The organism is Microbacterium esteraromaticum (genome assembly GCF_014084045.1).
GTDB classification, from domain to species: domain Bacteria; phylum Actinomycetota; class Actinomycetes; order Actinomycetales; family Microbacteriaceae; genus Microbacterium; species Microbacterium esteraromaticum_D.
In genome coordinates, this window is record NZ_CP043732.1 from 2,389,992 (window position 1) to 2,415,972 (window position 25,981).

Genomic DNA, 25,981 nt, shown 5'->3' on the forward strand with positions numbered 1-25,981 from the left:
CGGCGTCGTGATGGGATCCGACTCCGACTGGCGCGTGATGAGCGACGCCTCCCAGGCGCTCACCGACTTCGGCATCGCGCACGAGGTCGAGGTGGTCTCGGCGCATCGCACGCCGGACAAGCTCATGCGCTACGGCCGCGAGGCCCGAGGCCGTGGCATCCGGGTCATCATCGCCGGAGCAGGGGGAGCGGCCCACCTGCCCGGCATGCTCGCCTCGGTCACGGCTCTGCCTGTCGTCGGCGTGCCGGTGCCTCTCGCGTACCTCGACGGCATGGACTCTCTGCTCTCGATCGTGCAGATGCCGGCCGGCATCCCCGTCGCCACCGTCTCGATCGGCGGCGCCCGCAACGCAGGCATCCTCGCGGCACGAATCCTCGGCACCTCGGACCCCGATCTCGCTGACCGGGTCGAGGCCTACGCCGCCGAGCTCGAGGACCAGGTCGAGCAGAAGAATCAGCGGCTGAAGGACTCCCTGTGACGCTGGCCGCCCCGCACGCCTCCGCGCGAGGCGGGCGGCCGCTCATCGAGACGCGCCCGCTGCGGCATCCCGACAGCGCCGACGAGGCGATGATGGGACGGCGGGGCTGGTGGCTCGTCGCGCTCAACGCGCTCATCCCCGGCTCCGCGCAGGTGCTTGCGGGCAACCGCCGTCTGGGGCGGTTCGGGCTCGGCGCCACGCTGCTGGCCTGGTTCCTGCTGATCATCGCCGCCGGTCTCGCGCTCTTCGGCCGGGACGTGCTGGTGTGGCTCGTCGTCGGCTCGCTGTCCTGGTTCGTGCTCACCCTGGTGCAGGTGCTGCTGATCGGCTATGCGATCCTCTGGATCGTGCTCACGGTCGACACCCTGCGCCTGGTGCGGCTGATCAAGGTGCCGGTGATCTCCCGCTGGGCGCTGCCCGTGGCATCCGTGCTGGTGCTCTCGCTCGCGGCATCCGGCGCGGTCTACGGTTCCACCGCTGCCGCCTCGAGCCGAGGGGCGCTCGGCAGCATCTTCGGCGGGGGAGGGCCCAGCCTGCCGCCCAGCGACGGCTACTACAACATCCTCCTGCTCGGCGCCGACAGCGGCGACGGGCGCGACTCCATGCGCTTCGACAGCATCTCCGTCGTGTCCGTGAACGCATCCACTGGCGCCGTGACGATCACCGGGATCCCGCGCGAGCTGCCGAACGCTCCGTTCAGCGAGGGCAGCCCGATGCGCGAGCTCTACCCTGACGGGTTCGAGGGCCACTCCAGTCGCACCTGCGGCTGGAACCCCTGGATGAACCACGTCCGCAACGCGGCCGAGGTCTGCCGGGACGACCAGGGCGCCGGCCTGTATCCGGATGCCGCGCAGCACGACTCCGCGCCCGGGATCGAGGCGACCAAGGACGCTGCCGAGGGGGTGCTCGGCATCGAGATCCCGTACTACGTCTTCGTCGACATGAACGCCTTCGCCGAGCTCATCGACGCCCTCGGCGGCGTCGACATCGAGGTAACCGAGCGCCTGCCCAAGGGCGGAGGGCCCGGCGACACGGACCGGCCGGCCTCGGAGTGGGCGACAGGCTGGATCGAGCCGGGCGAGCAGCACATGGACGGCGACACCGCGCAGTGGTATGCGCGCTCTCGCTACACGACGAGTGACTGGGACCGCATGAAGCGCCAGCGCCAGCTCCAGGTCGCGATCCTCGAGCAGTTCACTCCCGAGAACGTCGCGGGCCGGTTCAACGAGATCGCCGCTGCGGGCACCGCCCTCGTGGAGACGGACCTGCCGCAGGACAAGGTCCCCGAGTTCTTCGGACTCGTCATGAAGGCCAAGGAGCTGCCCGTCACCCAGATCGAGCTGACCCCCGAGTCCGGGGTCGATGAGCACGAGCCCGACTACGACCACATCCACGCGATGGTGCAGCAGGCGCTGCACCCGCCGACGAAGACGCCGACCCCGGACGGATCCTGACCGTTCCTCGCGTCTCCGGTTCCGCCTCAGGGGATTGCGGGGTAGCGAGGTTAGGCTGACCTCATGAATGTGCAGTTGCGGGTCGTGCTCGATCAGGTCGGCGGCGACGCAGACCAGACGCGTGCGGGATTCGCGCTCGCCGAGGGCCTGATCCGCACAGCGCCCCGCGGGTGCGTCGTCTCGGCGATCACGCCGAGCGGCACCGAGGTGACGACGCCGGGGCTGCACGAGATCCGCACGCTGCCCCTGGCGCGTCGCGAGCTGGCCGCGGCCTGGCAGATGGGCATCCCGGCGGGGGTCGGCGGGGGGCTGATCCACTCGCCGAGCCTGCTTGCGCCCCTCGTGCGCCACGATCGCGTGCACGACCACGATCAGACCACCGTGACGCTGTGGGACCTGTGCGCCTGGGAGAGCCCTGACGCGCTGTCGAAGTCGAGCGTCGTCTGGCAGCGATCGATGCTCAAGCGCGCGATCAAGCACGCGGACGCCATCGTCGTGCCCTCGCACGCCATGGCCGAGCGCCTCGGCGAGATCGTGCCGGTCGGCGACCGCATCCGGGTGATCGCGGGGGCGGCACCCATCGGATTCGGCGAGCCAGACGACGCGGCGGCGCTGCGCGCCGACCTGCAGCTCCCCGAGCGCTACGTGGTGCTCATCGGCGACGCGGCATCGCTCGCCGACGGATTCCGCGCCGCCGCCCACGCCGACATCGACGCCGTGGTGCTGGACGCCGAGGAGGGCGCCGAGCCGGCGCTCGCGGACCTGGCGGCGGCTGCCGGCCTTCCCGAGAGACGCGCGCACATCAGGGGCGCGCTCGACGACGCGACCCGCGCGGCGGCGCTGGCCGGCGCTGCGGCGGTCGTGGCCACCTCGATGGCGGCGTGCTGGCCATGGCGCCTCATCGAGGCGATGGAGCTGGGCGTGCCCATCGTCGCCGTCGACTCCGGCGTGCATCGCGACGTCGTCGCCGACGGGGGAGCGCTCGTGCCTCCCGGAGAGCTCTCCGATGCGCTCATCGACGCACTCGGGTCCGGCCGTGAGCGGCTGCGGGTGCTCGGCTCCGACCGGGCGAGGGCGTTCTCGTGGGCGAGCTCAGCGGAGCGGGTCTGGGCGCTGCACGCGGAGCTCTGAGAGGCTCTCGCCTCAGCGGACCGACGAGAGCACGATGCGCTCGGCGTCCACCTCTGCGCGGATGACCTCGAGTATGCGTGCGGCCGCACCCGGCTCTCCGAAGAACCGGGCGACGTTCTTCTCCTGACGAGCTGCGAGCGGGTCGGCGCCGCTCTCCTCGATCGACAGGACGGTCTGCCGTGCCTCCTGCACGGATTCGACCCGATGCACCCCGCGCGCGATCTCGCGCCCTATGTCGTTGAACGGGATGTGATCCGCGCGCTCGAGGAAGACGGTGGGCACGCTCAGCATCTGACCCTCGATCATCATGCTCGGGCCGTCTGTGACGAGGAAGTCGGCCGCTGCGAGCGCCTCGGCGTAATCCCCGTCCCACACTGCCGCATTGTCGAGCTCGGTCCACTCGTTCAGCCACTCGCGATACTCAGCGGGCGAGACCGGGCTTCCCTCTCGGGCGATGGTGTCGGGCAGCAGCGGGTGGTGCATGAAGACGAACTCGGTCTCTGGGGCATCTCGTGCCCACGCGAGCATGTCGCTGTGCGTCTGCGCGAACATGCCGAAGTCGTTCCATCCCGTGAGGATCGAATGATGCGCTGACCACAGCACCCGACGCCGGTGAGTGCCATCGGGCCTGCTCAGCGGCCAGTCGGGCTCGGTCTCGCGCACATAGTCCAGCTTCGGATGCCCGACCGCGCGGAACTGCAGTCCGGCGGTGAGGGCGTCCCGGCGGGCGATGGCGAGGGCCTCCTCATTGGCCAGGAACACGAGCCAGGCGGTGCGATGCATCGCCGTGTCCACGGCCGAGTTGATCGGCGGATCGCCGATCGGCACGTTCTCGGTCGTGTTCATCGTCTCGTAGGGGATCAGGATGACCCGGGTCCACGCGAGCGACTCGGCGCTGAACGCCTCGTCGATGTCGGCGTCCCATTGGCTCTGCCTGACGACGATGTCCGGATCCAGGGCGCGCAGCAGCTGCGCGGCATCGGACAGATGGCTCTTGTGCAGACGGATGTGGGTGACGCCCTCGGACTTGAGGAACCGGTGCGTCCTGCCCTCGCCCTTCGCAGGACCGACACCCGAGTAGTGGTGCGGGATGCTGACCACGACCGGCTCGAAATCAGGATGAGCGTGCGTGAGCCGCACGAGCTCGGCGATCGACCCCCAGGCTGCCGCGTTGTGCACGAGGAAGACCATGCGGATGCGTCCGCGTGTCGACGTGAGCCTGCGGGCCGTGTTCATCGCCACCCGGCGAGTCTCGTCCACTTCGCGGGATGTGGCTCGGGTGAGATCGGTCAGCGCCGTCAGGCCGTTCGTCAGCCCGTTCACTTCATGCGAGAGCGCTGCGAGCTCGCTCCGCAGCTCCGCGTTCTCGGATTCGATTCTCTGAACGGTGCCGTCCACGCGCCGCATCCATGAGACGACTCGACGGATGGCGCTGGGCATGCTGATACGCGGCATGTAATGCATTATGTCGTGATCGCCGGGTGACTCATGGCGTTCACGGCCTAGCGGCGCATCACTTCGACGGCCTCGCTGCTCGCGCCGTCGAAGAGCACATTCCCGTCGCGCAGCAGGATTCCGCGTTCGCACAGCTTCGACACCATGTCGAGGTCATGGCTGACGACGACGAGGGTCTTGCCCTGGGAGTGGAGCTCGCGGATGCGAGCCAGGCACTTCTGCTGGAACGGCTCGTCTCCGACCGAGAGGATCTCGTCGATCAGGAGGATGTCGACCTCGGTGTGGATCGCCACCGAGAACGCGAGTCGCAGGAACATGCCGGACGAGTAGTGCTTGACCTCGGTGTCGATGAACTTCTCGATCTCGCTGAACTCGACGATCTGGGCGTAGCGCTCCTCCGTCTCCTTCCGGGTCATCCCGAGGATCGCCGCGTTGAGGTAGATGTTCTCCCGTCCGGAGAGGTCGGGGTGGAACCCAGCGCCGACCTCGATCAGGCCGGCGACTCGCCCGCGGGTGAGCACGCTTCCCCGATCCGGGGTGAGCACTCCGGAGATCAGCTTGAGCATCGTCGACTTCCCGGACCCGTTGAAGCCGAGCAGCGCCACGGCCTCGCCCTCGCCGATCTCGAAGCTGACGCCGTCCAGCGCGTGGAAGTCCGTCGTCAGCGGCTTGCGCTTGAGCGCGGCGACGAAGGTCTCCTTGATCGAGTGGGTGTGCCGCAGCTTGAAGTCCTTGTGGACGTCGTCCACGACGATGCGGGGCAGCGGGGCCTCAGAGGTCCTGTGCAAAACGACCCTCCTGACGTCGGAACACGAACTGGCCGATGAAGAGGACGACGACTGCGGTGACCAGAGCCCAGCCGGCGTACATCCACATGTCGGGAAGCACGCGAGCATCGCCGGGGTTCAGCGGGAACCACAGACCGTAGTGGAACAGCTCGACGGCCGGCGTCAGGGGGTTCAGACGGTACAGCGTGAAGAGCCAGGAGGGCACCTGGGAGGCGACCATGTCCCAGTGGTACATGACGGGAGACGCCCATACGGCGCACATCACGATGATCTCCACGAAGCTCTGCGCATCGCGGAACGTCACGTTGATCGCGCCGAAGAGCATTCCGAGGCCGGTGGACAACAGGGAGATGATGACCAGCCCCAGCACGAGCGCCCCGAGCTGGGCAGCACCGGGCGTCCAGCCGAAGAACATCGAGATGACGATGACGACCAGGATCTGCGGAAGCGAGTTGACCAGGGCGACGAGCATGCTCGCGACCGGGAACATCTCCCTGGGGAGGTAGATCTTCTTGATCAGCGCGGCATTGTCGATGAGCGATCGCGTGCCGTTCGAGAACGCCTCGTTGAAGAACGTCACGATCGTGATGCCGGACAGGATGTAGATCGCGTAGAAATCGATGTTCTTGTTCAGCCCCATGAAGACGCCGAGCGCGATGTAGAACACGAGGAACTGCACCAGCGGCTTCACGTACGACCAGAGCCACCCGAACACGGATCCGCGGTACCGGATCTGCACCTCTTTGCGGACGATCAGGCCCAGCAGGTGGCGATGTCCGAAGACATCCCACAGACCGCGGCTTCGACCGGGTTCACGGAGAACGGCGGTGTCACCGGATTCAACGCGCATGAAGACCCCTCGGGCGTGGAACAGGCGCCCGTCTGGGCATGACCATCCTAGTTCGCAGCAAGGGGTCAGACCCGTTCTGCAGTCGGGTTGAAGCGGATCGCCGCGAACAGGCGGGACGTGATGCGACGACGGTGCCGCCAGGCGACGCGGCCGCGGTGCATCAGGATCTCGACGCGCGCGACGAACCTGAGGTACGACAGCAGGGACTCGTGGTGGAGGTGGTAGGACGCCTCGTTCCGGGCGCCGTACTCGAACTTCCAGAGATTGGACTCGTCGACCTTGGAGAAGTCCCCAGCCACGTTGTTCGGGGTGTCGTGATAGGCCTTGCTGTCAAGGATGCACACGCCCGGTCCGATGCCCACGCTGGCCATGCGGGCGTAGGCCGCGTCGTCGAACCAGATGAAGTACTCGCGCAGCGGCAGGCCGATGCGCTCGACGGTCTCGCGAGTGTAGAGGGCCGAGACGAACGAGCAGGTCTGGACGAGCACAGCGCGCTGACCGCGCACCCACAGCCGAGCCCATTTCCAGTCCGGGGCGGGGATGTTCATCTCCGCCAGCTCCTGGTGGTCGAAGTAGACCAGCGAGCAGGCGAAGGGGACGCCGCCCGGCATCGACTCCATCGCGAGGGCATGACCGTCGACGAGGTGCTCGAGCGCGTCCGCCTCCGGGTAGCAGTCGTCGTCCATCAGCCAGAACAGGTCGGCGCCCAGCTCATAGGCGCGCTTGACGCCGGTGGCGAACCCACCCGCTCCGCCGGTGTTCTCGCTGAGGGTCGTGAGGTCGAGCGACGGGTCGGTCTGCGCCGCCAGGAAGGCATCCGTTCCGTCGGTGGACGCGTTGTCGACGACGACGATCCACTCGGGCGGGGTCGTCTGGGCGCGGAGCTTGTCGAGGACGGTCTTCAGCTTGTCCAGCCGGTTGTAGGTGACGACGATTGCGGCGACGCGTTTGCTCACGCTGATGGGGCCTTTCGAAGGGGGACGGACATCGGTCCGGGGAAGGTCGGGTGTCAGGCGCGGCGGCGCAGGCGCAGCTTCGACAGCCCACGGCGGATGAAGCGGACGAGGGCGTGCTGCAGAGAGTGGTAGCGCACGGTCTCCTCGATGTACTTCGACAGATACAGCAGCGCGCCGACGCCGTTCTGATCGACATACTCCTGCAGCGCCCGCTCGCGCACCAGGCGATCGAACTGCATGTGATCGAGGGATTCGCCGAAGACGCTGTTCGACGCTGCGCCCTTCGCGTGCGGCCGCTGGTGCCAGAAGGCCAGGGGCTCGTCTCCGACGTAGGGGACGCGCCCGTGGCGGACGAGTCGGAGGTTGAACTCCCAGTCGCCGACGGCCTTGAGCGCCGGGTCGTACCATCCGATCTCGTCGTAGACGCTCCGGCGCACGACGAGGGCGATGGGCACCACGCGGTTGGTCTGGAGAAGGTCGTACATGGTGACCATCTCCGCCGGGGGCACGAACGGCACGCGGCTGAGCTCGGTGGTCGTGTCGCCCTCGAGGCGCTCGAAGATGATCTCCGTGCGAGCGGCCACGGCGACGGCATCGGGATCGGCATCCAGCGAGTCGACCATCGTGGCGAGGAACTGCGGGGCCCAGGTGTCGTCGTCATCGTGAATGACGACGAATTCACCCCGGGCGCGCTGTGCGCCGAGGTTGGCTGCGGCCTCCATGGAGCCCGTGCCGCCGTCGACGTGGATGACCTCGAGTCGACCGTCCAAGCGGGCTTCGCGCTCCGCGACGAGCGCGTCCACGGGCTGAACCTGGCCGCCGTCGTTGACGACGATGGCCTCCCAGTCGGTCATCGTCTGGCCGATGATGTCATCCAGCGCCCTTCGCAGCAGCGGGGCGCGATCCTTCGTTCTGATGACGATGGACACTCGCGGGCTGCGCTCAAGCATTCGAATACCTCAGTGGTCTTGGAGATACCCGCCGTCCGGGCACGATGTCCGATTATAGGCGTCGGTCCTCCGCAGACCCTGTGTGCCACCCGCGTCGGCTCGGCGGCAGACCGGCAGCGGACACCCGGCCTGACAGGCGCTCATGGCTGACCCGCCTAGACTGGGCACGCATTCTTCACGCCCCGTGGGCGCCACATCTCCCTCTTCGCTAAGGAAACCACGTGATCCCGCCTTCTGCCGTGCGACTCGGTCCGATCGTCGAACTACTCGCTCCCCGCAGCGAGATCGGATCGGCGCTCGGCGCACGCGGCGAGCGGAGTGCTCTGTGAGCTGGTTCTCCGCAGTCGTGCCCCTTCTCGTCGCGGTGGCACTCCTCGTCGTGCCCGGATACATCACCGCGCGCGTCCTGACGCTCCGCGGGCTGTGGGCCTGGGCGCTCGCGGCCCCGGCGTCGATGAGCGTCATCGTGCTGGCGTCGCTGTGGGCGAACGTGGTCGGCGTGCGCTGGTCCGTGCTGCCCGTGCTGATCACCGCCGTCGCGGTCGTCGTCATCGCCGTCGTCGTGCGGGTGCTGGCCAGACCTGCTCAGGCTCCGCGCTCGGCATCCCCAGTGCGCCGCGCCGAGCTGATCGCCCTCGGCTCAGCTGCGGTGCTCCTCGCAGCGCAGCTGGTGCTGATCATCGGCGATCCGCAGAACATCTCGCAGACGTTCGACAACGTCTTCCACCTGAACGCCGTCCGCTACATCATGGACACGGGCGCGGCGTCACCGCTCACCGTCGGAAGCATGACGAGCGATGGCGGGCTGTGGTTCTACCCGGACGGCTGGCACGCGCTGGTCGCGCTCGTCGTCGATGCGTCCGGGGCCTCCATCATGGTCGCATCGAACGCCGTGTTGATCGCCGTCGCCGTCGTGGCCTGGCCTGCGACCGTGCTGCTGCTGACTCGCGTGATCGCGGGAAGCCGGCCGGTGGCCCTGGTCACCGCCGGCGTCCTGAGTGCGATCCTTCCGACCTTCCCGATCCTGATGATCGACTACGGGGTGCTGTACCCCTACTTCCTGGCCCTGAGCCTTCTTCCCGCTGTGCTCGCGGTCACCGTGCAGCTGCTGCGCTTCGGGTCGGGCGACGCGGAGATGCCCGCCGCGATCCTCACCGTCGCGCTGCTGGGGTCGCTGCCGGGGCTCGTCATCTCTCACCCGGGCGCCTTCGTCGCCTGGATCGTCCTGGCGGTGATCGCCTGCGTCCTCTCCTTCATACGGCTGGTCTCCACGAAGCCATCCCGCTCGGTGCTGGTGAAGTACTCCGTGCTTCTCTTCGTCGTCCTCGCAGCCGCTGCCGCGGCCTGGAAGGTTCTCAAGCCGCCGGCTGACGCCCGAGGATGGGCGGTGGAGCAGTCTGTCGGGCAGGCCGTCGGCCAGGCGCTCACGCTGTCGCAGTCGTATGGGAACGTGGCGTGGGTCGCCGTCATCCTCCTCTGCATCGGGCTGGGCGTCCTGGTGCGCCGACGGACGCTGACCGCGCTCATGCCCGTGCTGTTCTATGCGGCCTTCGCGACCCTGTACATCGTCTCGAGCGCCATGGTGTGGCCCCAGCTGCGCGATCTTCTCACCGCGTCCTGGTACAACAACTCGCCGCGTCTCGCCGCGGTCCTGCCGATGCTGCTCATTCCGATCGCGGCGGTCGGCGGTGCCGCCCTCTTCGAGCACGCGCGCAGGCTGGCGACCCGCGAGTCGGTGACGCGCCGCGGCGCCATCGTGATCGCCATCGTGGGAGTAGTCGTGATCGGAGCGCAGGCCTACACGAATCAGCAGGCGGTCCGCTACGCCGCCGCGAACTACGCGTACGGCGACGAGGCTCGCCTCATCTCGCACGACGAGCGTGCCCTGCTCGATCGTCTTCCGAGCGAGGTGCCCGAGGACGCGGTGATCGTGGGCAGTGCCTGGACGGGCGCAGGCCTCGCGTACGCGTTCGCCGATCGCCAGGTGATCATGCCGCACATGCTCATGGATCTCAGCGAGGACGATCAGCTGATCCTGGACGACCTCTCCAGGGCCGAGCCCGGATCGCCGGTGTGCGACGCGCTGGAGCGGACAGGGACCGAGTACGTCCTCGATTTCGGAACCCTGGAAGTCCACGGGGCGGAGCACAAGTACCCCGGTATCGCCCGCCTCGGATCATCTGACGCCGTGCGGCTGGTCGATTCCGAAGGCCAGGCGAAGCTGTACGAAGTGACGGGATGCGAGTGAGATGACCCACGAGATATTCGTGCCCTTCTGGGGCGAGCCGGACCTGCTGTACAAGACGGTGGAATCGGTGCTCGGGCAGAGCGACCCGGACTGGCGGATGGTCATCATCGACGACTGCTATCCGGACGACAGCGTGCTCGCCTACTTCGCCGGCCTGGACGATGCGCGCATCCAGTACACGCGCAACGCGACGAACCTCGGGATAACCGAGAACTACCGGGAGGCGATCCGCCGGGCCACGAGCGACTTCGTCACCATCCTCGGCTGCGACGACCTCATGCACCCGAACTACCTCCGGGTGATCAAGGAGGCGATCCGCCGGGTGCCCACCGCCGACGTGATCCAGCCGGGCGTGGTCGTCATCGATGAGTTCGGGACGCAGACGCTGCCATTGGTCGACCGCGTCAAGCAGCGGTTGCTCGCGCCGTCATCGAAGGACGGGATCGCGGTCCTCACCGGGGCGGACATGGCCTCCAGTCTCATCCGGGGCGACTGGCTCTACTGGCCGTCGCTGACCTTCCGAACCGAGACGCTGAAGCGCATCGACTTCCGTGACGGCCTGCCGATCATCCAGGATCTCGCGCTCCTGATGGATATCGCGTTCGACGGCGGCACGCTGGTGCACGCGCCCGAGGTCGCCTTCTCCTACCGTCGCCACGGGGGGAGCGCCTCGCAGAAGACGCTCCTCGACGGGCGGCGGTTCCGCGACGAGCGCGCCTACTACCGCCAGGCGGTCGAACTGGCTCGCGGCAGGGGATGGACGAGGACCCGGCGGATCGCGAAGCTGCGCCTGATGTCGAGGCTGCACGCCATCACCGAGCTGCCCGGCGTTCTCAGGCACGGGAACCGCGCTGGACTACAATCGACTCTGGCGCACATCTTCGCTGTCTGAGCGGTGCGCACGGCGCGAACGTCGTGCCGAAGAAGGACCTCTGGAGGCGTTCGCATGGTCGAACACGTGCTGATCACCGGCGGAGCCGGCTTCATCGGATCCCGTCTGGCTGCCCGGTTCGTGAAGGACGGGCACACGGTGACGGTCCTCGACTCGCTGATCTCGCAGGTGCACGGAGACGATCCGTCGACGACTTCTCCGCTGCTCCGCTCGCTCGACGGCGTGGCCGAGGTGATCGAGGGAACGGTGACCTCGAAGGACGACCTGCGCCGGGCGCTCGACGGAGCCACGATCGTCGTGCATCTCGCAGCCGAGACCGGCACCGGTCAGTCGATGTACGAGATCGACCGTTACGTCGACGCCAACGTCGGTGGCACCGCGAAGCTCCTCGACATCCTCGCCAACGAGGAGAACGCCGTCCGTCGCGTGGTCATCGCCTCGTCCCGCTCGATCTACGGGGAGGGCGCCTACCGCACCGAGGACGGACGCACCGTGTACCCCTCGCATCGCGCCGATGCCGATATGGCCGCGGGAGACTTCGACGTGCACGTCGACGGAGAAGGCCCCCTGACCCTCATCCCGACGGATGAGCAGTCGAAGCTGCACCCGTCGAGCGTGTACGGGATCACCAAGCAGATGCAGGAGTCGCTGGTGATGACCGTGATGCCGACGCTCGGCAAGGAGGCCGTGTCGGTGCGCTATCAGAACGTGTACGGACCAGGGCAGTCGCTGAAGAACCCGTACACCGGCATCCTCTCGATCTTCTCGACCCTCATCCGCCAGGGCAAGCCGATCAACGTCTTCGAGGACGGGCTCGAGAGCAGGGACTTCGTCTACATCGACGACATCGTCGAGGCGACCTTCCTCGCATCCACCGTTCCCGCGGCCGCCGGAGAGATCTTCAACGTCGGGGCGGGCACGGCGACAACGGTCCTGGACGTCGTGGAGGCGCTGCAGAGGGCATACGGCGTCGAGGTGCCCGTGACGGTCTCCGGCCAGTACCGCCTCGGCGACATCCGCCACAACATCGCCGACACGACGAAGCTGCGGGAGATCCTCGACTTCACGCCGAAGGTCTCGTTCGACGAGGGCGTCGAGAAGTTCGCGGAGTGGGTGCTCACCGAGCCCATCGAGGGCGACTCCTACGAGCAGTCGCTGCGGGAGATGTCGGAGCGGAAGCTGCTCAAGTGAGCGCGCGAGTCGCCGTGGACACTCGCACGGGCGGCCGGTCGTGGCTGGACCCGCGAGACAATTCGCTCAATCTTCTGCGACTGATCATGGCGACGATGGTTGTCTTCCATCACGTCTTCCCCCTCACAGCCCGAGGTGAGGGCATCGAGCTCACCCCCGGGGAGTCGGTGGGAGGCTGGGCGGTGTTCGGCTTCTTCATGATCTCCGGCTACCTGATCACCGGCGCCAGGATCCGATCCGACTCGGGCCGCTACCTCATCAACCGGATCGTGCGGCTCTTCCCCGCATTCTTCTTCGTGAACATCCTCACCGCGTTCCTGCTGGCACCCATCGCATTCGTCATACAGAACGGCTCGCTGCAAGGGTTCCTGAGCACACCGAACACGCCGTTCAGCTATGTCATCTCCAACGCCTGGCTGCGGATGAACGATTATTCGGTGGCGGGCACGCTCGCAGACGTCCCGTACCCTCTGGCCTGGAACGGATCGCTCTGGAGCCTCTACTACGAGTTCTGTGCCTACCTGCTGATCGGACTGTTCTGCGCGATCCCGGTCGTGAGGACCCGCATCTGGCCGATGCTCCTCGCCTTCCTCGCGACCTGCGCCCTGAAGGTGTGGGACGGGCCGATCTCGGTATACCTGAGCGGAATCGACGACGACGTCGTCCAGTTCGGGCGACTTCTCCCGTTCTTCTTCGGCGGAGCACTCGTCTTCATGCTGCGCGAGCGGCTGGGGGACCGCCTCGCGCTTGATTGGAGGCTCGTGATCGTCAGCATCATCGCGACGGTCGGTCTCGTGCTGCTCTTCCCGCGCTTCGGTGCTCAGCTCGCCGCGCCGTTCCTCACGTACGTGCTCATCTGGATCGGATCACGGCTGCCGTCACCGCGGATCTTCCAGGTGCAGGACTTCTCCTATGGAATCTACGTGTGGGGCTTCCCGCTCACCCAGCTGCTCTGTCTGCTCGGGCTGGCGCAGGCGCCCCTGCCTCTGATCTTCGCGATTCTGCTGCCGCTCACCGCGATCATGGCCGTGATCTCATGGTTCCTCGTCGAGCGTCCGGCCATCCGCTGGTCGCGAGGGAAGGCGCGCCCGTTCGGAGACATCAGAGCCGAAGCACGGTGACCCGGTATCAGGCCATGCTGTACCGACGTCTGAGGTACTGCAGCAGTATCCACCGGTAGACGCCTGGCGCGATCTTGAGCAGCGTCGCGCCGGCGCCGATGACCGGGCGACGGCGCAGGGTCGCGACGACCATACCCGATGAGATGTGCCGCCGTGCACTCGCGACGACCGTCGAAGCAGCCCCGTCGAGCGACCGCATCGCCGACTGAGCGGTCAGCATGAGGAACATCGTGCGGCACACGTCGAAGGACGCCTCACGGCCGGAGACCGCAAGCCATTCGCCGAGCTCTTCGCGAATGAATGCCAGCGCCGACAGCGCCTCCTCGACGGAGGGAACCCGACCCCAGGTGAGCGACTGCGCCGATACGTGATAGTGGATGAGGGCATCCGGGATGGAGACGACCCGCCCCACGCGTGAGAGCGCGATGATCCCGACCGCCTGGTCCTCGAACCGATGAATGTCCTCAGGGAATCTGAGGTCGTCGAGTGCGGAGCGACGGATGAGCTTGTCCCACGGGAAGGGCGTGATGCCTCCGACCATCATCGCCAGAGCTGCATCTGTCCCGCTCATGTCTCCGAGACGAGCGGAATGCGCGTTCCTCGTCGAACCGTCGTTGGTGACGACGACCCTACCGCAGACCACGGCGTCGGCCTCTCCCCGCGCCTCGTGCATCCTCAGGAGGAAGTCCGGCTCCCAGCTGTCATCGGCGTCCAGGAAGACGATGAACTCCCCGGTCGCCGCATCCAGCCCGCTGTTGCGGGCAGCGGAGATGCCCCGATTCGCCGCGTGCTCGATCACCCTGACTCGCGGATCGGCGACGCTGCGCATGATGTGAGGTGTGCGGTCGGTGGAGCCGTCGTCGACCATGATCAGCTCGATGTCCTCGTCATGCTGCGCGAGCACCGAGCCAATCGCACGTTCGACGGTGGCGAAGGCGTTGAAGCCCGGGAGGATGATGCTGGTCCGGGGCATGGTCATCTCTCCTGAAGCTGGTGACGCAGCCGTCGCATCACGAATCCGAAGTGGATCGCCGAGCCGATGAGGGGTCCGAGGGCGAGAGCGGCGATCGTCCGTGTGGTCAGATCGAAGGGCAGGAGCATCACGACCACGGAGACGGCGACCGCCACATACCAGCCGATGGTGTTCACGGTGTGCGCGTCGAGCGCGAGAGCTATCGACCCGCCGAGCACCAGCAGGGCCAGGAGCGCGGCTGCGACCACGAGCATTCCGAGGATGAGCGGGGTGTTGCGGTAGTCGGGGCCGAAGACCAGTCCCATCAGCCACGGGCCCACCAGCGCCGCGAGCAGCCCACCGATCGCCGCGATCGCGGCGACTGCGCCAACGAGACGTCTCAGGGCGGTGCCGGCGCGTTCCGGATGCTCGACGAACGCGGCGATCACCATCGACTGGAAGGCCGTTATCGGCATCAGCAGGGGAGCCCGCGTCATGGACACGGCGATGACCAGCGGCGCCGCGGCGCGGTACGCGTCCGGAGCGGTGGTCGCGCTCATCAGGAGGGGAAAGCCCGTGATGAGGAGCGCATTCGCGCCGGCGGCCGCCATAGCGTTCAGCAGCCTTCTGGTGAGGGCGGTCATCGGGAGTCCGATGCGGATGCGCCACATGTCGCGCAGGCCGGGTATCAGCAGGCTGGCAGTGAGCCAGGTCAGCGCTCCGCCCGCCGCCGCGCACTCGAATCCGGCGACTCCCCATCCAGCCGCCGCCGCGAGGCCGGTCACCATAAGGCGGACCGCCGACTCGCCGGCGGTGAGACCTGCGAAAGCGCCCCACCGCCCGAGGCCTGCCAGCGTGCCGACGGATGCGACATGCCCTGCATAGAGCACCGCGGCGAAGGCCATGAGCAGCACCGGGAGGACCCTATCGTCGAGCGTCGCGAAGACCATCTCCCAGGCGGGGAAGAGCAGGAGCACTGCTGCTGCAGTCCCGGCGCCGATCAGTATTCCCGTGAGGAGTGGAGAGGTGGTCCGACGGATCTCTGCGCCGAGCCGTTCGTCGGCGCGGACAGCTCGGGTCATCTCGTTCTGGATTCCCGACAGCACCGCGAAGATCGCGAACAGCGCCGCCCAGTAGGTGAGGAATCCGGAGTTCTCCTCGGTCGTGAGCGTCCTCGAGGCAATCGCCAGCACCACTACCCCCGAGATCGCCGCTGCCGCCGCACCCAGCGCGACGACGGTCGCGGAGCGTCCCGGTCGGTCAGTCATCCGCATCGGGCTCGTCTTCGACGGCATGCGGCGCCACTCGCTCCTCGAGAGCCGCCACGCGCTGATCCAGCGAGTCATGCTCGGTGCGCAGGATGGCCAGCTCCTCAGCGGCGCGTCGAAGCTCGTCCTCGGCTTGCGAGAGCTCCCATGACAGGTGCAGCCCCACCCCCAGCAGCAGCACGATCGCCATGGCGAACAGCAGGTTCGCGGGGATGACCACGCCGAACAGGTCGGTGAGCGCCATGAGCAGGGGCGGGAACACCCCAAGGACCAGGATCGCCAGGCCGATCACGATCCAGAGCACCGCGTACTTCTCGCGAAGTCGTCGCGTCAGCAGAAGCGCGAGGACCGTCGCCAGGAGGACGACGGCGAAGACCACTCCTGTTATGGCGATCATGCTGCCTGCTCCGATCTGCGCGGCGTGCTGGGACGGCGCAGCAGTGCCAGACCGAGCGCGAAGACGGATCGCGCGAGATACACGGTGGCTCCCAGCGGCCCCTGGCTGGGCTGGCCATGCGCTCTGGGGCGCATGGCCACCGGAACCTGCGTCACCGTGAGGCCGGAGTGACAGGCGACCACCAGCGAATCCAGGGTGTCTCCGAGGTACTCGGCGGGGTAGTAGCGCACGTACTGGTCGATCGCCCTGGCATTCGCGGCTCGGAAGCCGCTCGTGACATCCGTGAGACGCGTGTGGGCGACGCGCGAGACGATCGCTGCGAGGACGATCATCGCCCATCGGCGCGGGCCGCCCACCTTGTAGTCTCCGACGTCGCTGAATCGCGCGCCGATGGAGATGTCCGCTCGTGCGAGGCCTTCGAGTACGCGCTCGATGTCACGCGGATTGTGCTGCCCATCGGCATCGACCTGGATGACGCGCTGGTATCCCTTGCGCTTCGCATACGTGAAGCCCGTGCGCATGGCGCCGCCGACCCCCATGTTGAAGGGCAGCATCAGGACCTTCGCGCCTGCGGCTCGCGCGACGCTCGCAGTCTGATCCGTTGAGCCGTCGTCGACGACCACGACATCGTATGAGGCGTCGACGGCGAGGATCTCGCGGACGGTGTTGCCGACGTTTCGTGCCTCGTTCCATGCGGGGACGATGATGAGCGTGCGGTGGGGTGAGTGAGCCATGGCATCTCGATCCTACCGGCGGGCGTCGGTGAGCCCGCCGAGATCAGCGGACCTGAAAGGACCCGTCGGCATTCATCACGAGTGTCCCGTTCTGGAACCGCTGGGTCCACAGCCCTGCCACCCACTCCTCGTTCCCGACCGGCCAGCCCAGAGCGCTCTTCTCGGCTCCGCGACGGATGTACTCCACGCCGAGCCCGCCCTTGGCGGTGAAGCCCCCGGCAGCCGAGACGAAGATGCCCCCGCCGCTGAAGATCTGACTCGCAGTGGTCGACGTGATCGACGCTTCGCCCGTCGGCCAGCCGAGGCGCCCGGTGACGCCGCCGTTCTTCGAGTGGACCGAGGTGATGGAGGTCGGCGACGCCGACGCTCCCCAGTCGGAGTAGAAGGCCGTTCCGCCCTCGAACGGCTGCGTCCAGCCTCCGGCGATGTAGCCCTCGGGTCCGACAGGAGCCTTGAGGAAGGACTTCAGGCCGTTCTTCGTCGTGTAGTACCACCCGATCGCGCCCTTGATCGTGTACGTGCCGGCGGTGGCCGAGGCTCTTCCGAGCGAGTTGGACCCGAACGGCTGCCAGCGTCGATTGCCGTCGACGACCTCGGCGCCGCTGGGATACCCGAACGAGTCGGGCCCTCCGCGCGCCGCCAGGTCCTTCGCGAAACTCGACACCGCGTACACGCCCCGGCCCGTGTCGTAGATCGCGCCTCCCGCGAAGCCCTGCGTCCACACGCCACTGGGAAGCTGCTGCTCGCCGGCCGTGACGTGGCCGAGCGCACCCTTGGCCCCACCTTGCTGGATGTAGGTCTTCCCGAGCGGACCCTTGACGAAGATCAGCCCGCTCGGCTGCTTCTGAATCCAGCCTGAGGTGAAGGCCACGTGGCTTCCGATCGAATCGGGTACCACTGCCGATGTCGCTGAGCCGAACTGGCCGTACCCGCCGAGTCGGTCATGGAGGTTCACGAACTCCGAGGTGAGTGGAACCGACGTGTGCGAGTTCTGCAGCACGGATCCGGAGTCGAAGTCCTGCCGCCAGCCGTCCGCCGAACGGAACGCGCGTCCCTTGGGCCATCCGAGGATGCCAGAGATGTTGTTCACGGATTCGTGCGTCGTGTAGGTCTGGCCCGAGACTGAGAAGGCTCGGCCGTCCGGGCGCACATACATGCGTCCGCCGATGAAGTCCTGGTACCCGCCCCCTGCGACGGGCACCCGGTTGGTCGTGGGCCAGCTGAGACCACCGGTGACACCCCCCACATACCTGTACTCCTCCCTGACGGGACTGGTGACGAGCGTCGCAGGCTTTCCGATCTGGACGTACACGTCGGCATTGGCGAAGGCCTGGGACCAGCCCGCGCCGGGGTAGGTGCGCATCGCCTCGACCGGCGGTCCCATCCAGCCTCCGGATCCGCCGTTCGCGTTCCACACCTCGGCGATGGCCCCATCGACGGCGATGCCGTTCCTGGGGTCGCCGAACCAGTCCGTGAAGAGCTGGAAGAAGTTCCTGTTGCCGTAGCTCGAGCAGGAGTCTCCGGTGCCGTAGCCGGCGTTGAGCGCCGCACGGTTCGGCTGGTACGGCGTGTAGTAGTAGAGCGCGGAAGTGGCGGTGTTCTCGACATACACCGGGGCGGAGCCGCAGGCCACGTTCGGGTGGTAGCGGATGTTCCACGTCTTTCCGGGGGCGTAGTAGGTGAACCAGCGACCCTCCGCGTAGATCTGCATCTGCCGGGCCGCGCCGTAGATCTGATAGAAGAATCCGGAATAGGCGGGATCGCACGGGGCGGTGTCGGGGCAGCCCTGACCGAGCGCTTTGTCGTAGCGCCACGAGCTCGGCCACGTGTGGGTCACGAGGCTCTGCTCCTTCTCGAGCATGACGATGAGCACCCGTGGGTTGATGCCGCACGAGAGGGAGACGCGGTAGATGATCGTCGCCGCCGACTCGTTCCCCGCGCCCGAGTAGCCGTCGCAGTAGCGGTCGGCTGGACGGTTCGGGGTGTTCTGGCGATAGTCCTTGAGACAGACGTATCCCGATCGGCATGTCTTGACCTTGGACCGGAAGAAGGCGTCGATCTGCGTCGCGTTCATCGTGGAGTTGTCGAAGAACACGCTGTCGGCGATGAGGTTGCCCGGTGTGAAGGTCGACAGGTCGGCGGTCTTCGCGATGCCGGTGCTCACGGTGCTCGTCCCGGGGACGCTGGCAGCGACCGCCGCCCCGGGCGCGGTGACGAGCGCGCCCAGTGCCACGCAGGCGACGATCAGGATCGACAGCAGCCGCCGGGATGCAGGGATATTGGAGTGCACGAAACCGATTGTCCCAGGAATCGACCGAAATACAGGAATTCTGGTGCGTGTGGTGAATTCGGTCTCAGGGTGGGATGCCGGCGATATGACACGATGGATGAGTGAAGGGCATCATTCTCGCCGGCGGCTCAGGAACCCGGCTGCATCCGATCACCATCGGCATCTCCAAGCAGCTCATCCCGGTGTATGACAAGCCGATGGTCTACTACCCGCTGTCGACGCTCATGCTCGCGGGCATCAGAGACATCCTCGTCATCACGACGCCGCATGACGCTGAGCAGTTCGAGCGGCTGCTCGGCGACGGATCGCAGTTCGGCGTGAACCTCACGTTCGCGCAGCAGCCGTCCCCGGACGGCCTTGCCCAGGCGTTCGTCATCGGCGCTGACTTCATCGGCGACGACAAGGTCGCACTCGTGCTGGGCGACAATCTGCTCTACGGACCCGGACTCGGCACACAGCTCAAGCGCTACACCGACGTCGACGGGGGAGCCGTGTTCGCGTACTGGGTCGCCGAGCCCAGCGCCTACGGCGTCGTCGAGTTCGATGCCGAGGGCCGGGCGATCTCCCTGGAGGAGAAGCCGGAGCGTCCCCGAAGCAGCTTCGCCGTCCCTGGGCTCTACTTCTACGACAATGACGTCGTGGAGATCGCGCGGGGGCTGCGGCCGAGCGCACGGGGCGAGTACGAGATCACCGACATCAACCGCGTCTACCTCGAACGCGAGTCGCTGCAGGTCGAGGTGCTCCCGAGGGGCACCGCCTGGCTCGACACGGGCACGTTCGATCAGATGTCGGATGCAGGCGACTACGTGCGCACGATGGAGCGACGCACAGGTCTGCGCATCGGCGTACCGGAGGAGGTCGCGTGGCGACAGGGGTTCCTCACGGACGACGAGCTCCGGGAACGCGCACAGCGCCTGGTCAAGTCGGGATACGGCACGTATCTGCTCGAGATCCTCGAAAGGGGTCGTTGATGTCGCACCTTCTCGTCACCGGCGGCGCCGGCTTCATCGGGTCGAACTTCGTCCACTATGTCGCGCGCGAGACCGATCACCGCATCACCGTGCTCGACTCGCTCACCTACGCGGGCAATCGCGCCTCGCTCGATGGAGTCCCGGAGAGCCGGCTCACCTTCGTGCACGGCGACATAACCGATGCCGAGCTGGTGGACACGCTCGTCGCCGAGGCGGATGCGGTCGTCCACTACGCCGCCGAGTCCCACAACGACAACTCCCTGCACAGCCCGCGACCGTTCCTCGACACGAACATCATCGGCACCTACACGCTGATCGAGGCCGCGCGACGGCACGGCACCCGGTTCCACCACATCTCCACGGACGAGGTGTACGGCGACCTCGAGCTCGACGATCCCGAGCGGTTCACCGAGGAGACGCCCTACAACCCGTCGTCGCCCTACTCATCCACCAAGGCGGGCAGCGACCTGCTCGTGCGAGCGTGGGTCCGCTCCTTCGGCCTGCAGGCGACGATATCCAACTGCTCGAACAACTACGGCCCGTTCCAGCACGTCGAGAAGTTCATCCCCAGACAGATCACGAACGTCATCCGTGGCATCCGGCCCAAGCTCTACGGAGCGGGGGAGAACGTCCGCGACTGGATCCACGCCGACGACCACTCCTCGGCGGTCCTCACGATCCTCGAGAAGGGGCGCATCGGCGAGACCTACCTGATCGGGGCGGACGGCGAGCGGAACAACAAGGAGGTCGTGGAGCTCATCCTCCAGGAGATGGGTCAGGATCGGAGCGCATACGATCACGTCACCGACAGGGCCGGCCACGATCTGCGCTACGCCATCGACTCGACCAAGCTGCGCGCCGAGCTCGGGTGGTCGCCGCAGTTCGCCGACTTCGAGTCTGGCCTCGCGGCCACGATCCGCTGGTATCGGGAGAACGAGGCGTGGTGGGCGCCCTCCAAGGATGCGACAGAGGCGTTCTACGCGTCGAAGGGGCAGTGACCTCCGTGAGTGACATCGAGTTCGGTAAGCCGCTCGCCCTGACGACGACGCCGATCCCAGGCCTCGTGGTCTTCGACCTGCCCGTCCACGGCGACTCCCGTGGCTGGTTCAAGGAGAACTGGCAGCGCGAGAAGATGACGGCAGCAGGGCTGCCCGACTTCGGCCCGGTGCAGAACAACGTCTCGTTCAACGATGCCGTCGGCACCACTCGCGGCATCCATGCGGAGCCGTGGGACAAGTGGGTGTCGGTGGCGACGGGCCGGATCTTCGGCGCGTGGGTGGATCTGCGCGAGGGGCCGACCTTCGGCGCGGTCTTCACCACCGAGATCGACCCGTCGAAGGCGATCTTCGTGCCCCGCGGAGTGGGGAACTCGTACCAGACGCTCGAGCCCGACACCGCGTACACCTACCTCGTGAACGACCACTGGTCGCCGGACGCCTCGTACTCGTTCCTCAACCTCGCGGACGAGACCGCGGCTATCGACTGGCCCATCCCGCTCGCCGAGGCCGAGATGTCCGCCAAGGACCTCGCCCACCCGCGCCTCGCGGACGTGACGCCGATCCCCGCTCGTCGCACACTCGTCGTGGGCTCCGGGGGGCAGCTGGGCGCTGCGCTGCGGGTCGAGCTCGACGGGGTCGCCGGTATCGAATGGACGACGCGGGCCGAGTTCGACCTGTCGGATCCGGACCTCGCATCGGCTCGCCGGTGGCGCGATTACGACACCATCATCAACGCGGGCGCATACACCGCGGTCGATGCAGCCGAGACGCCGGACGGTCGTCGCGACGCCTGGGCCGCGAATGCGGCCGGTCCGGCGGCGCTCGCCCGCATCGCGTCGGAGTTCGGCATCACCCTCGTGCACGTCTCGAGCGACTACGTCTTCGACGGCACAGCCGAGCGCGCATACCGCGAAGACGACGCCGTCTGCCCGCTCGGGGTCTACGGCCAGTCGAAGGCGGCCGGTGACGCCGCCGTCGCGACCGCCCCACGTCACTACGTCGTGCGCACATCCTGGGTGATCGGCGAGGGCCGCAACTTCGTCCGCACCATGGCCGGCCTGGCCGAACGAGGGATCGATCCCGCAGTCGTCGACGATCAGCGCGGGCGACTGACCTTCGCATCCGAGATCGCACGACTGATCCGCCACCTGCTCGTCGAGGGCGCGCCTTTCGGCACCTACAACCTCAGCTCGGCGGGTGAGGTGCAGACGTGGGCGGACATCGCGCGCCGGGTGTACGAGCTCACCGGGCATGACCCGTCCCGAGTGACCGGCGTGACCACTGAGGAGTACTTCGCCTCGGCCCAGTCGCCCGTGGCACCTCGTCCCCGCAACAGCGAGCTGGACCTGGAGCGGGTGAAGGCCACCGGTTTCGTCCCCGGCGACGGCGACCAGCTGCTTCGCGACTATCTGACATCGTGACGGTAGGCGAACGAGCTCCCGAGCGCATCACCGAACGCGCTCAGGCCAAGGTCTTCCGCACCGACATCCAGGCGCTCAGAGCGCTGGCCATCGGTCTGGTGGTGCTCAACCACCTGTGGCCGGTGCGCCTCACCGGAGGGTACGTCGGGGTCGATGTGTTCTTCGTCATCTCGGGCTTTCTGATCACCGGGCACCTGCTCGGCGAGATGACCCGCACCGGACGCGTGCGCCTCGGCGCCTTCTACGCCCGCCGGGTGCGCAGACTCCTGCCCGCAGCGTTCCTTGTTCTCGCGGTGTCTCTTCTGCTCCTGGTCGTGTTCATCCCGTACCCCCGGTGGGATCGCAACGCATGGGAGATCGCAGCGAGCGCCGGATACGTCGAGAACTGGCTGCTCGCGGCGATGTCCGTCGACTACTCGGCGCTCAACGACGCGGCGAGCCTCGTGCAGCACTACTGGTCGCTCTCCGTCGAGGAGCAGTTCTACATCGTCTGGCCGCTGCTCCTGCTCGCCGCGGTCGCGCTCGCACGGCGCGGCGTCGACGGCAGCGCCTCTCGCGACCGCAGTGCGAGGGCGACGACCGCCCTCGTCATCGTGGTGGTGGGCATCGGTCTGCTGTCGTTCGCGGCGAGCGTCCTGTACACGATCGCAGCGCCCTCCCAGGCGTACTTCGCGACGTTCACGCGCGGCTGGGAGTTCGCGGTCGGAGGCCTCATCGCGCTGCTCGGCTCGCGGATCCGTCTCCCGAGGCTGAGCGCGAACCTGCTCAGCCTGGCGGGGTTCGCGGCGATCGCGTATTCGGCGCTCGCCTATGACCACGCGACGTCGTTCCCCGGCTACGCCGCCGCGATCCCCGTGCTCGGCACGGCCGCCGTCATCCTCGCCGGCAACAGCCACGCCGCACTCTGGCATTCGCACGCGACGGCGCTGCGACCGGTCCAGTGGGTCGGAGGCGTCTCGTACTCGCTCTATCTCTGGCACTGGCCGCTGATCGTCGCCGCTCCCTTTGCCCTGGGCTCGGAGGCGAGCACGCTCAGCAAGGTCGGAGTGCTCGTCATGGCGCTGGTGCTGGCCGAGCTGACCAAGCGCTTCGTGGAGGACGGTGGCCAGCGCTGGACGTTCTGGCGTGCGTCGACCCGACGCGCGATGCTCCTCATGGTCGCCGGCATGGTCGTCATCGCCGCGCTGGTCGCCGGAGTGCTCGCATGGCACGCCGCGCGGACCGAGGCGGATCGTCCGCCCGCCGAGGTGACAGCCGCGCCGTGTGAGGGGCCGGCCGCGCTGGCACCCGGCGCACGCTGCGAGGACCCCTTCGACGTCGTCGACTACACGGTCATGACCCAGAAGAACGAGTACTTCCAGGCGCCGGATGAGTGCGGAGACTTCCTTCCGATCCTGACCTACGGCGAGAAGCGGACGACGATCGAGTGCGATTTCTCGGAGGGGCGATCGGATGCGCGCAGGGTCTGGCTGATCGGAGACTCCCATGCCCAGCAGTGGCAGGGAGCCGTGTTCGACATGGCCAGGGATCGCGGCTGGATCGTCACGACGAGCTACTACGGCGGCTGCCCTGTCGCCGACATCGCCTTCCGCGGCTTCCGCGGAGGCTGGACCGACGCCGACGCCGAGCTCTGCATGCGCTGGTCGCGCGAGCTCGCCGACCGGGTGGCTGAGGAGCAGCCTGATCTCGTGCTGACCGCCATGGCGTCACGACTGCAGACTGCTGATGACGGCAGCGGCAGGTCGAGCTTCGATCAGATGACCAGCGGTCTGGTCGAGTACTGGACGCGATGGGCCGACCGCGGCATACGCGTTCTCGCGCTCGGCGACCCGCCTTTCAACAGCGAGGTGCGCAGCCCCGACTGCGTGCTGCTGAACGAGGACGACCCGCGGGAGTGCGCGCGGCCGCGTGCCGAGGCGCAGCCCGCCGACCCCCTGATCGCCGCCGCTGAGACAGCGCAGGCAGAGGGGATCGAAGCGCTCGATCTGAGCGATCGATTCTGCGACGCCGAGCTCTGCTACGCGGCCGTCGGCGGCATCCCGGTGTACTACGACGCGGATCATCTCAATCTCGAGTACGTGCGGATGCTCCGCCCTGAACTCGAGACCGCGGTCGACGGGCTGCTCGCTCGCGCAGGGTGAGTCAGAGCCCCGGGCCGCCTCGTGATCCGTCGGCGCGCCAGGGGAGGGGCACGCAGGGTTTCCCCCGACGCGCCGGGTAAAGTTGAGGCGTCATCTCGCGCTCGTCATCGCGCAGGTCTTCGCCCTCGTGGCAGAAAGCAGCAAAATGGATCTCCTCGTCGTCGGGTCGGGTTTCTTCGGCCTCACCATCGCAGAGCGCGCAGCCGAAGCCGGTCGCAGGGTCACCGTCATCGATCGCCGTCACCACATCGGCGGCAACGCGTACAGCGAGGCGGAGGCCGAGACCGGCATCGAGGTGCACCGCTACGGCGCCCACCTGTTCCACACCTCCAACCCCACGGTGTGGGAGTACGTCAACCGATTCACCACGTTCACGAACTACGTGCACCGCGTCTACACGAACCACAAGAGCGTCGTGTACCCGATGCCCGTCAACCTCGGCACGATCAATCAGTTCTTCCACGCCGCGTATTCGCCCGCCGAGGCGCGCGCGCTGGTCAAGGAGCAGGCGGGGGAGTTCGACGCGAAGACGGCGCAGAACTTCGAGGAGAAGGGAATCGCCCTCGTCGGACGGCCGCTGTTCGAGGCGTTCTTCCGCGATTACACGGCCAAGCAGTGGCAGACCGATCCGCGCAAGCTGTCCGGTGACATCGTCAGCCGGCTTCCCGTGAGGTACACCTACGACAACCGGTACTTCAACGACACGTGGGAGGGCCTGCCCACCGACGGCTACACCGCATGGCTGGAGCGCATGGCCGATCACCCGAACATCGAGGTGAAGCTCGACGTCGACTACTTCGACGAGACCCAGCCGCTCAACAAGCGCGCCACGGTCGGACAGCTTCCGGTCGTGTACACCGGACCAGTCGATCGCTACTTCGACTACGCGGAAGGCGCGCTCAGCTGGCGGACGCTCGACTTCGAGCAGGAGGTGCTGAACATCAGCGACTTCCAGGGCACCAGCGTGATGAACTATCCCGACCTCGACGTGCCGTACACCCGCATCCACGAGTTCAAGCACTTCCACCCCGAGCGTCGCGAGATCTTCAACTCCCACAAGACGGTGATCATGCGCGAGTTCTCCCGCTTCGCGAACCGCGATGACGAGCCGTACTACCCCGTGAACACCCCGGCAGACCGCGATGGTCTGCTGGCGTACCGCGACCTGGCCAAGGGCGAGCAGGACGTCCACTTCGGGGGCCGCCTCGGCACCTACCAGTACCTCGACATGCACATGGCGATCGGCTCGGCGCTGTCGATGTGGCGCAACGACCTCTCTGGCGAGAGCGACTGAC

At 67.3% G+C, this 25,981-nt stretch carries 22 protein-coding genes; 12 read left to right on the top strand and 10 right to left on the bottom strand.

Annotated features, from left to right (window positions below; translation table 11 throughout):
- Positions 1–10 precede the first annotated feature (10 nt).
- From purE to FVO59_RS11265, 3 genes are all read left to right on the top strand, one after another.
- The gene (gene purE, locus FVO59_RS11255; protein WP_182256746.1) at positions 11–478 is read left to right on the top strand and encodes a 5-(carboxyamino)imidazole ribonucleotide mutase; all 468 of its coding nucleotides are present in this window, start codon (positions 11–13) and stop codon (positions 476–478) included.
- Positions 475–1,932 (top strand): LCP family glycopolymer transferase, encoded by a 1,458-nt coding sequence (locus FVO59_RS11260; RefSeq protein WP_259363180.1) that lies wholly within the window; start codon positions 475–477, stop codon positions 1,930–1,932. Before purE ends, FVO59_RS11260 begins: the two co-directional genes overlap by 4 nt.
- A gap of 63 nt (positions 1,933–1,995) precedes the next feature.
- Positions 1,996–3,063: a glycosyltransferase gene (locus tag FVO59_RS11265; protein ID WP_182252717.1), complete on the top strand. Its 1,068-nt coding sequence runs from the start codon at positions 1,996–1,998 to the stop codon at positions 3,061–3,063.
- Positions 3,064–3,075: 12 nt separating this feature from the next.
- On the opposite strand, the gene FVO59_RS11270 is transcribed toward FVO59_RS11265, so the two are convergent.
- The 5 genes from FVO59_RS11270 to FVO59_RS16265 form a co-directional block, all read right to left on the bottom strand.
- Entirely contained in the window at positions 3,076–4,518 is a 1,443-nt protein-coding gene (locus FVO59_RS11270) for a hypothetical protein (RefSeq protein WP_182252718.1), read from the bottom strand.
- A gap of 47 nt (positions 4,519–4,565) precedes the next feature.
- Positions 4,566–5,306, bottom strand: a complete 741-nt coding sequence (locus tag FVO59_RS11275; RefSeq protein ID WP_259363181.1) for an ABC transporter ATP-binding protein — start codon at positions 5,304–5,306, stop codon at positions 4,566–4,568.
- Positions 5,290–6,156: an ABC transporter permease gene (locus FVO59_RS16575; RefSeq protein WP_259363182.1), complete on the bottom strand. Its 867-nt coding sequence runs from the start codon at positions 6,154–6,156 to the stop codon at positions 5,290–5,292. Before FVO59_RS16575 ends, FVO59_RS11275 begins: the two co-directional genes overlap by 17 nt.
- 65 nt (positions 6,157–6,221) lie before the next feature.
- Positions 6,222–7,112, bottom strand: coding sequence for a glycosyltransferase (locus FVO59_RS11280; protein ID WP_220465665.1), 891 nt, complete (start codon positions 7,110–7,112; stop codon positions 6,222–6,224).
- Between the two features lie 53 nt (positions 7,113–7,165).
- Entirely contained in the window at positions 7,166–8,041 is an 876-nt protein-coding gene (locus FVO59_RS16265) for a glycosyltransferase family 2 protein (RefSeq protein ID WP_220465666.1), read from the bottom strand.
- 346 nt (positions 8,042–8,387) lie between these two features.
- Here FVO59_RS16265 and FVO59_RS11285 point away from each other — a divergent pair, with 346 nt between their 5' ends.
- From FVO59_RS11285 to FVO59_RS11300, 4 genes are read left to right on the top strand one after another with little or no spacing between them, the layout of a single operon-like run.
- On the top strand, positions 8,388–10,310 hold the full coding sequence (locus tag FVO59_RS11285; RefSeq protein WP_182252721.1) for a DUF6541 family protein: 1,923 nt from the start codon (positions 8,388–8,390) through the stop codon (positions 10,308–10,310).
- Between the two features lies 1 nt (position 10,311).
- Positions 10,312–11,202, top strand: a complete 891-nt coding sequence (locus FVO59_RS11290) for a glycosyltransferase family 2 protein (protein WP_182252722.1) — start codon at positions 10,312–10,314, stop codon at positions 11,200–11,202.
- Positions 11,203–11,256: 54 nt separating this feature from the next.
- Positions 11,257–12,393, top strand: a complete 1,137-nt coding sequence (locus FVO59_RS11295; protein ID WP_182252723.1) for an NAD-dependent epimerase/dehydratase family protein — start codon at positions 11,257–11,259, stop codon at positions 12,391–12,393.
- Complete coding sequence (locus tag FVO59_RS11300; RefSeq protein ID WP_182252724.1) at positions 12,390–13,514, top strand: acyltransferase family protein; 1,125 nt, start codon at positions 12,390–12,392, stop codon at positions 13,512–13,514. Before FVO59_RS11295 ends, FVO59_RS11300 begins: the two co-directional genes overlap by 4 nt.
- A gap of 7 nt (positions 13,515–13,521) precedes the next feature.
- Here the strand turns inward: FVO59_RS11300 and FVO59_RS11305 are convergent, their stop codons facing one another.
- From FVO59_RS11305 to FVO59_RS11325, 5 genes are read right to left on the bottom strand one after another with little or no spacing between them, the layout of a single operon-like run.
- Positions 13,522–14,487 (bottom strand): glycosyltransferase family 2 protein, encoded by a 966-nt coding sequence (locus tag FVO59_RS11305; protein ID WP_182252725.1) that lies wholly within the window; start codon positions 14,485–14,487, stop codon positions 13,522–13,524.
- Between the two features lie 2 nt (positions 14,488–14,489).
- Complete coding sequence (locus FVO59_RS11310) at positions 14,490–15,734, bottom strand: hypothetical protein (protein WP_182252726.1); 1,245 nt, start codon at positions 15,732–15,734, stop codon at positions 14,490–14,492.
- Positions 15,727–16,131: a DUF2304 domain-containing protein gene (locus tag FVO59_RS11315; protein ID WP_182252727.1), complete on the bottom strand. Its 405-nt coding sequence runs from the start codon at positions 16,129–16,131 to the stop codon at positions 15,727–15,729. The genes FVO59_RS11310 and FVO59_RS11315 overlap by 8 nt, the downstream gene beginning before the upstream one ends.
- On the bottom strand, positions 16,128–16,865 hold the full coding sequence (locus FVO59_RS11320) for a glycosyltransferase family 2 protein (RefSeq protein WP_182252728.1): 738 nt from the start codon (positions 16,863–16,865) through the stop codon (positions 16,128–16,130). The genes FVO59_RS11315 and FVO59_RS11320 overlap by 4 nt, the downstream gene beginning before the upstream one ends.
- Positions 16,866–16,908: 43 nt before the next feature.
- Positions 16,909–19,155, bottom strand: coding sequence for an LGFP repeat-containing protein (locus FVO59_RS11325; protein ID WP_182252729.1), 2,247 nt, complete (start codon positions 19,153–19,155; stop codon positions 16,909–16,911).
- Between the two features lie 101 nt (positions 19,156–19,256).
- On the opposite strand from FVO59_RS11325, the gene rfbA reads away from it, so the two are divergent.
- The 5 genes from rfbA to glf all read left to right on the top strand — a co-directional run bounded on the left by rfbA (position 19,257) and on the right by glf (position 25,980).
- The gene (rfbA, locus tag FVO59_RS11330) at positions 19,257–20,126 is read left to right on the top strand and encodes a glucose-1-phosphate thymidylyltransferase RfbA (protein WP_182252730.1); all 870 of its coding nucleotides are present in this window, start codon (positions 19,257–19,259) and stop codon (positions 20,124–20,126) included.
- Positions 20,126–21,124, top strand: a complete 999-nt coding sequence (rfbB, locus tag FVO59_RS11335) for a dTDP-glucose 4,6-dehydratase (RefSeq protein ID WP_182252731.1) — start codon at positions 20,126–20,128, stop codon at positions 21,122–21,124. Before rfbA ends, rfbB begins: the two co-directional genes overlap by 1 nt.
- 5 nt (positions 21,125–21,129) lie before the next feature.
- Positions 21,130–22,545, top strand: a complete 1,416-nt coding sequence (locus FVO59_RS11340; protein WP_259363546.1) for a sugar nucleotide-binding protein — start codon at positions 21,130–21,132, stop codon at positions 22,543–22,545.
- Positions 22,542–24,686: an acyltransferase family protein gene (locus FVO59_RS11345; RefSeq protein ID WP_182252732.1), complete on the top strand. Its 2,145-nt coding sequence runs from the start codon at positions 22,542–22,544 to the stop codon at positions 24,684–24,686. Before FVO59_RS11340 ends, FVO59_RS11345 begins: the two co-directional genes overlap by 4 nt.
- A 145-nt stretch (positions 24,687–24,831) precedes the next feature.
- Complete coding sequence (glf, locus tag FVO59_RS11350; RefSeq protein ID WP_182252733.1) at positions 24,832–25,980, top strand: UDP-galactopyranose mutase; 1,149 nt, start codon at positions 24,832–24,834, stop codon at positions 25,978–25,980.
- The last annotated feature ends 1 nt before the right edge of the window (position 25,981 follow it).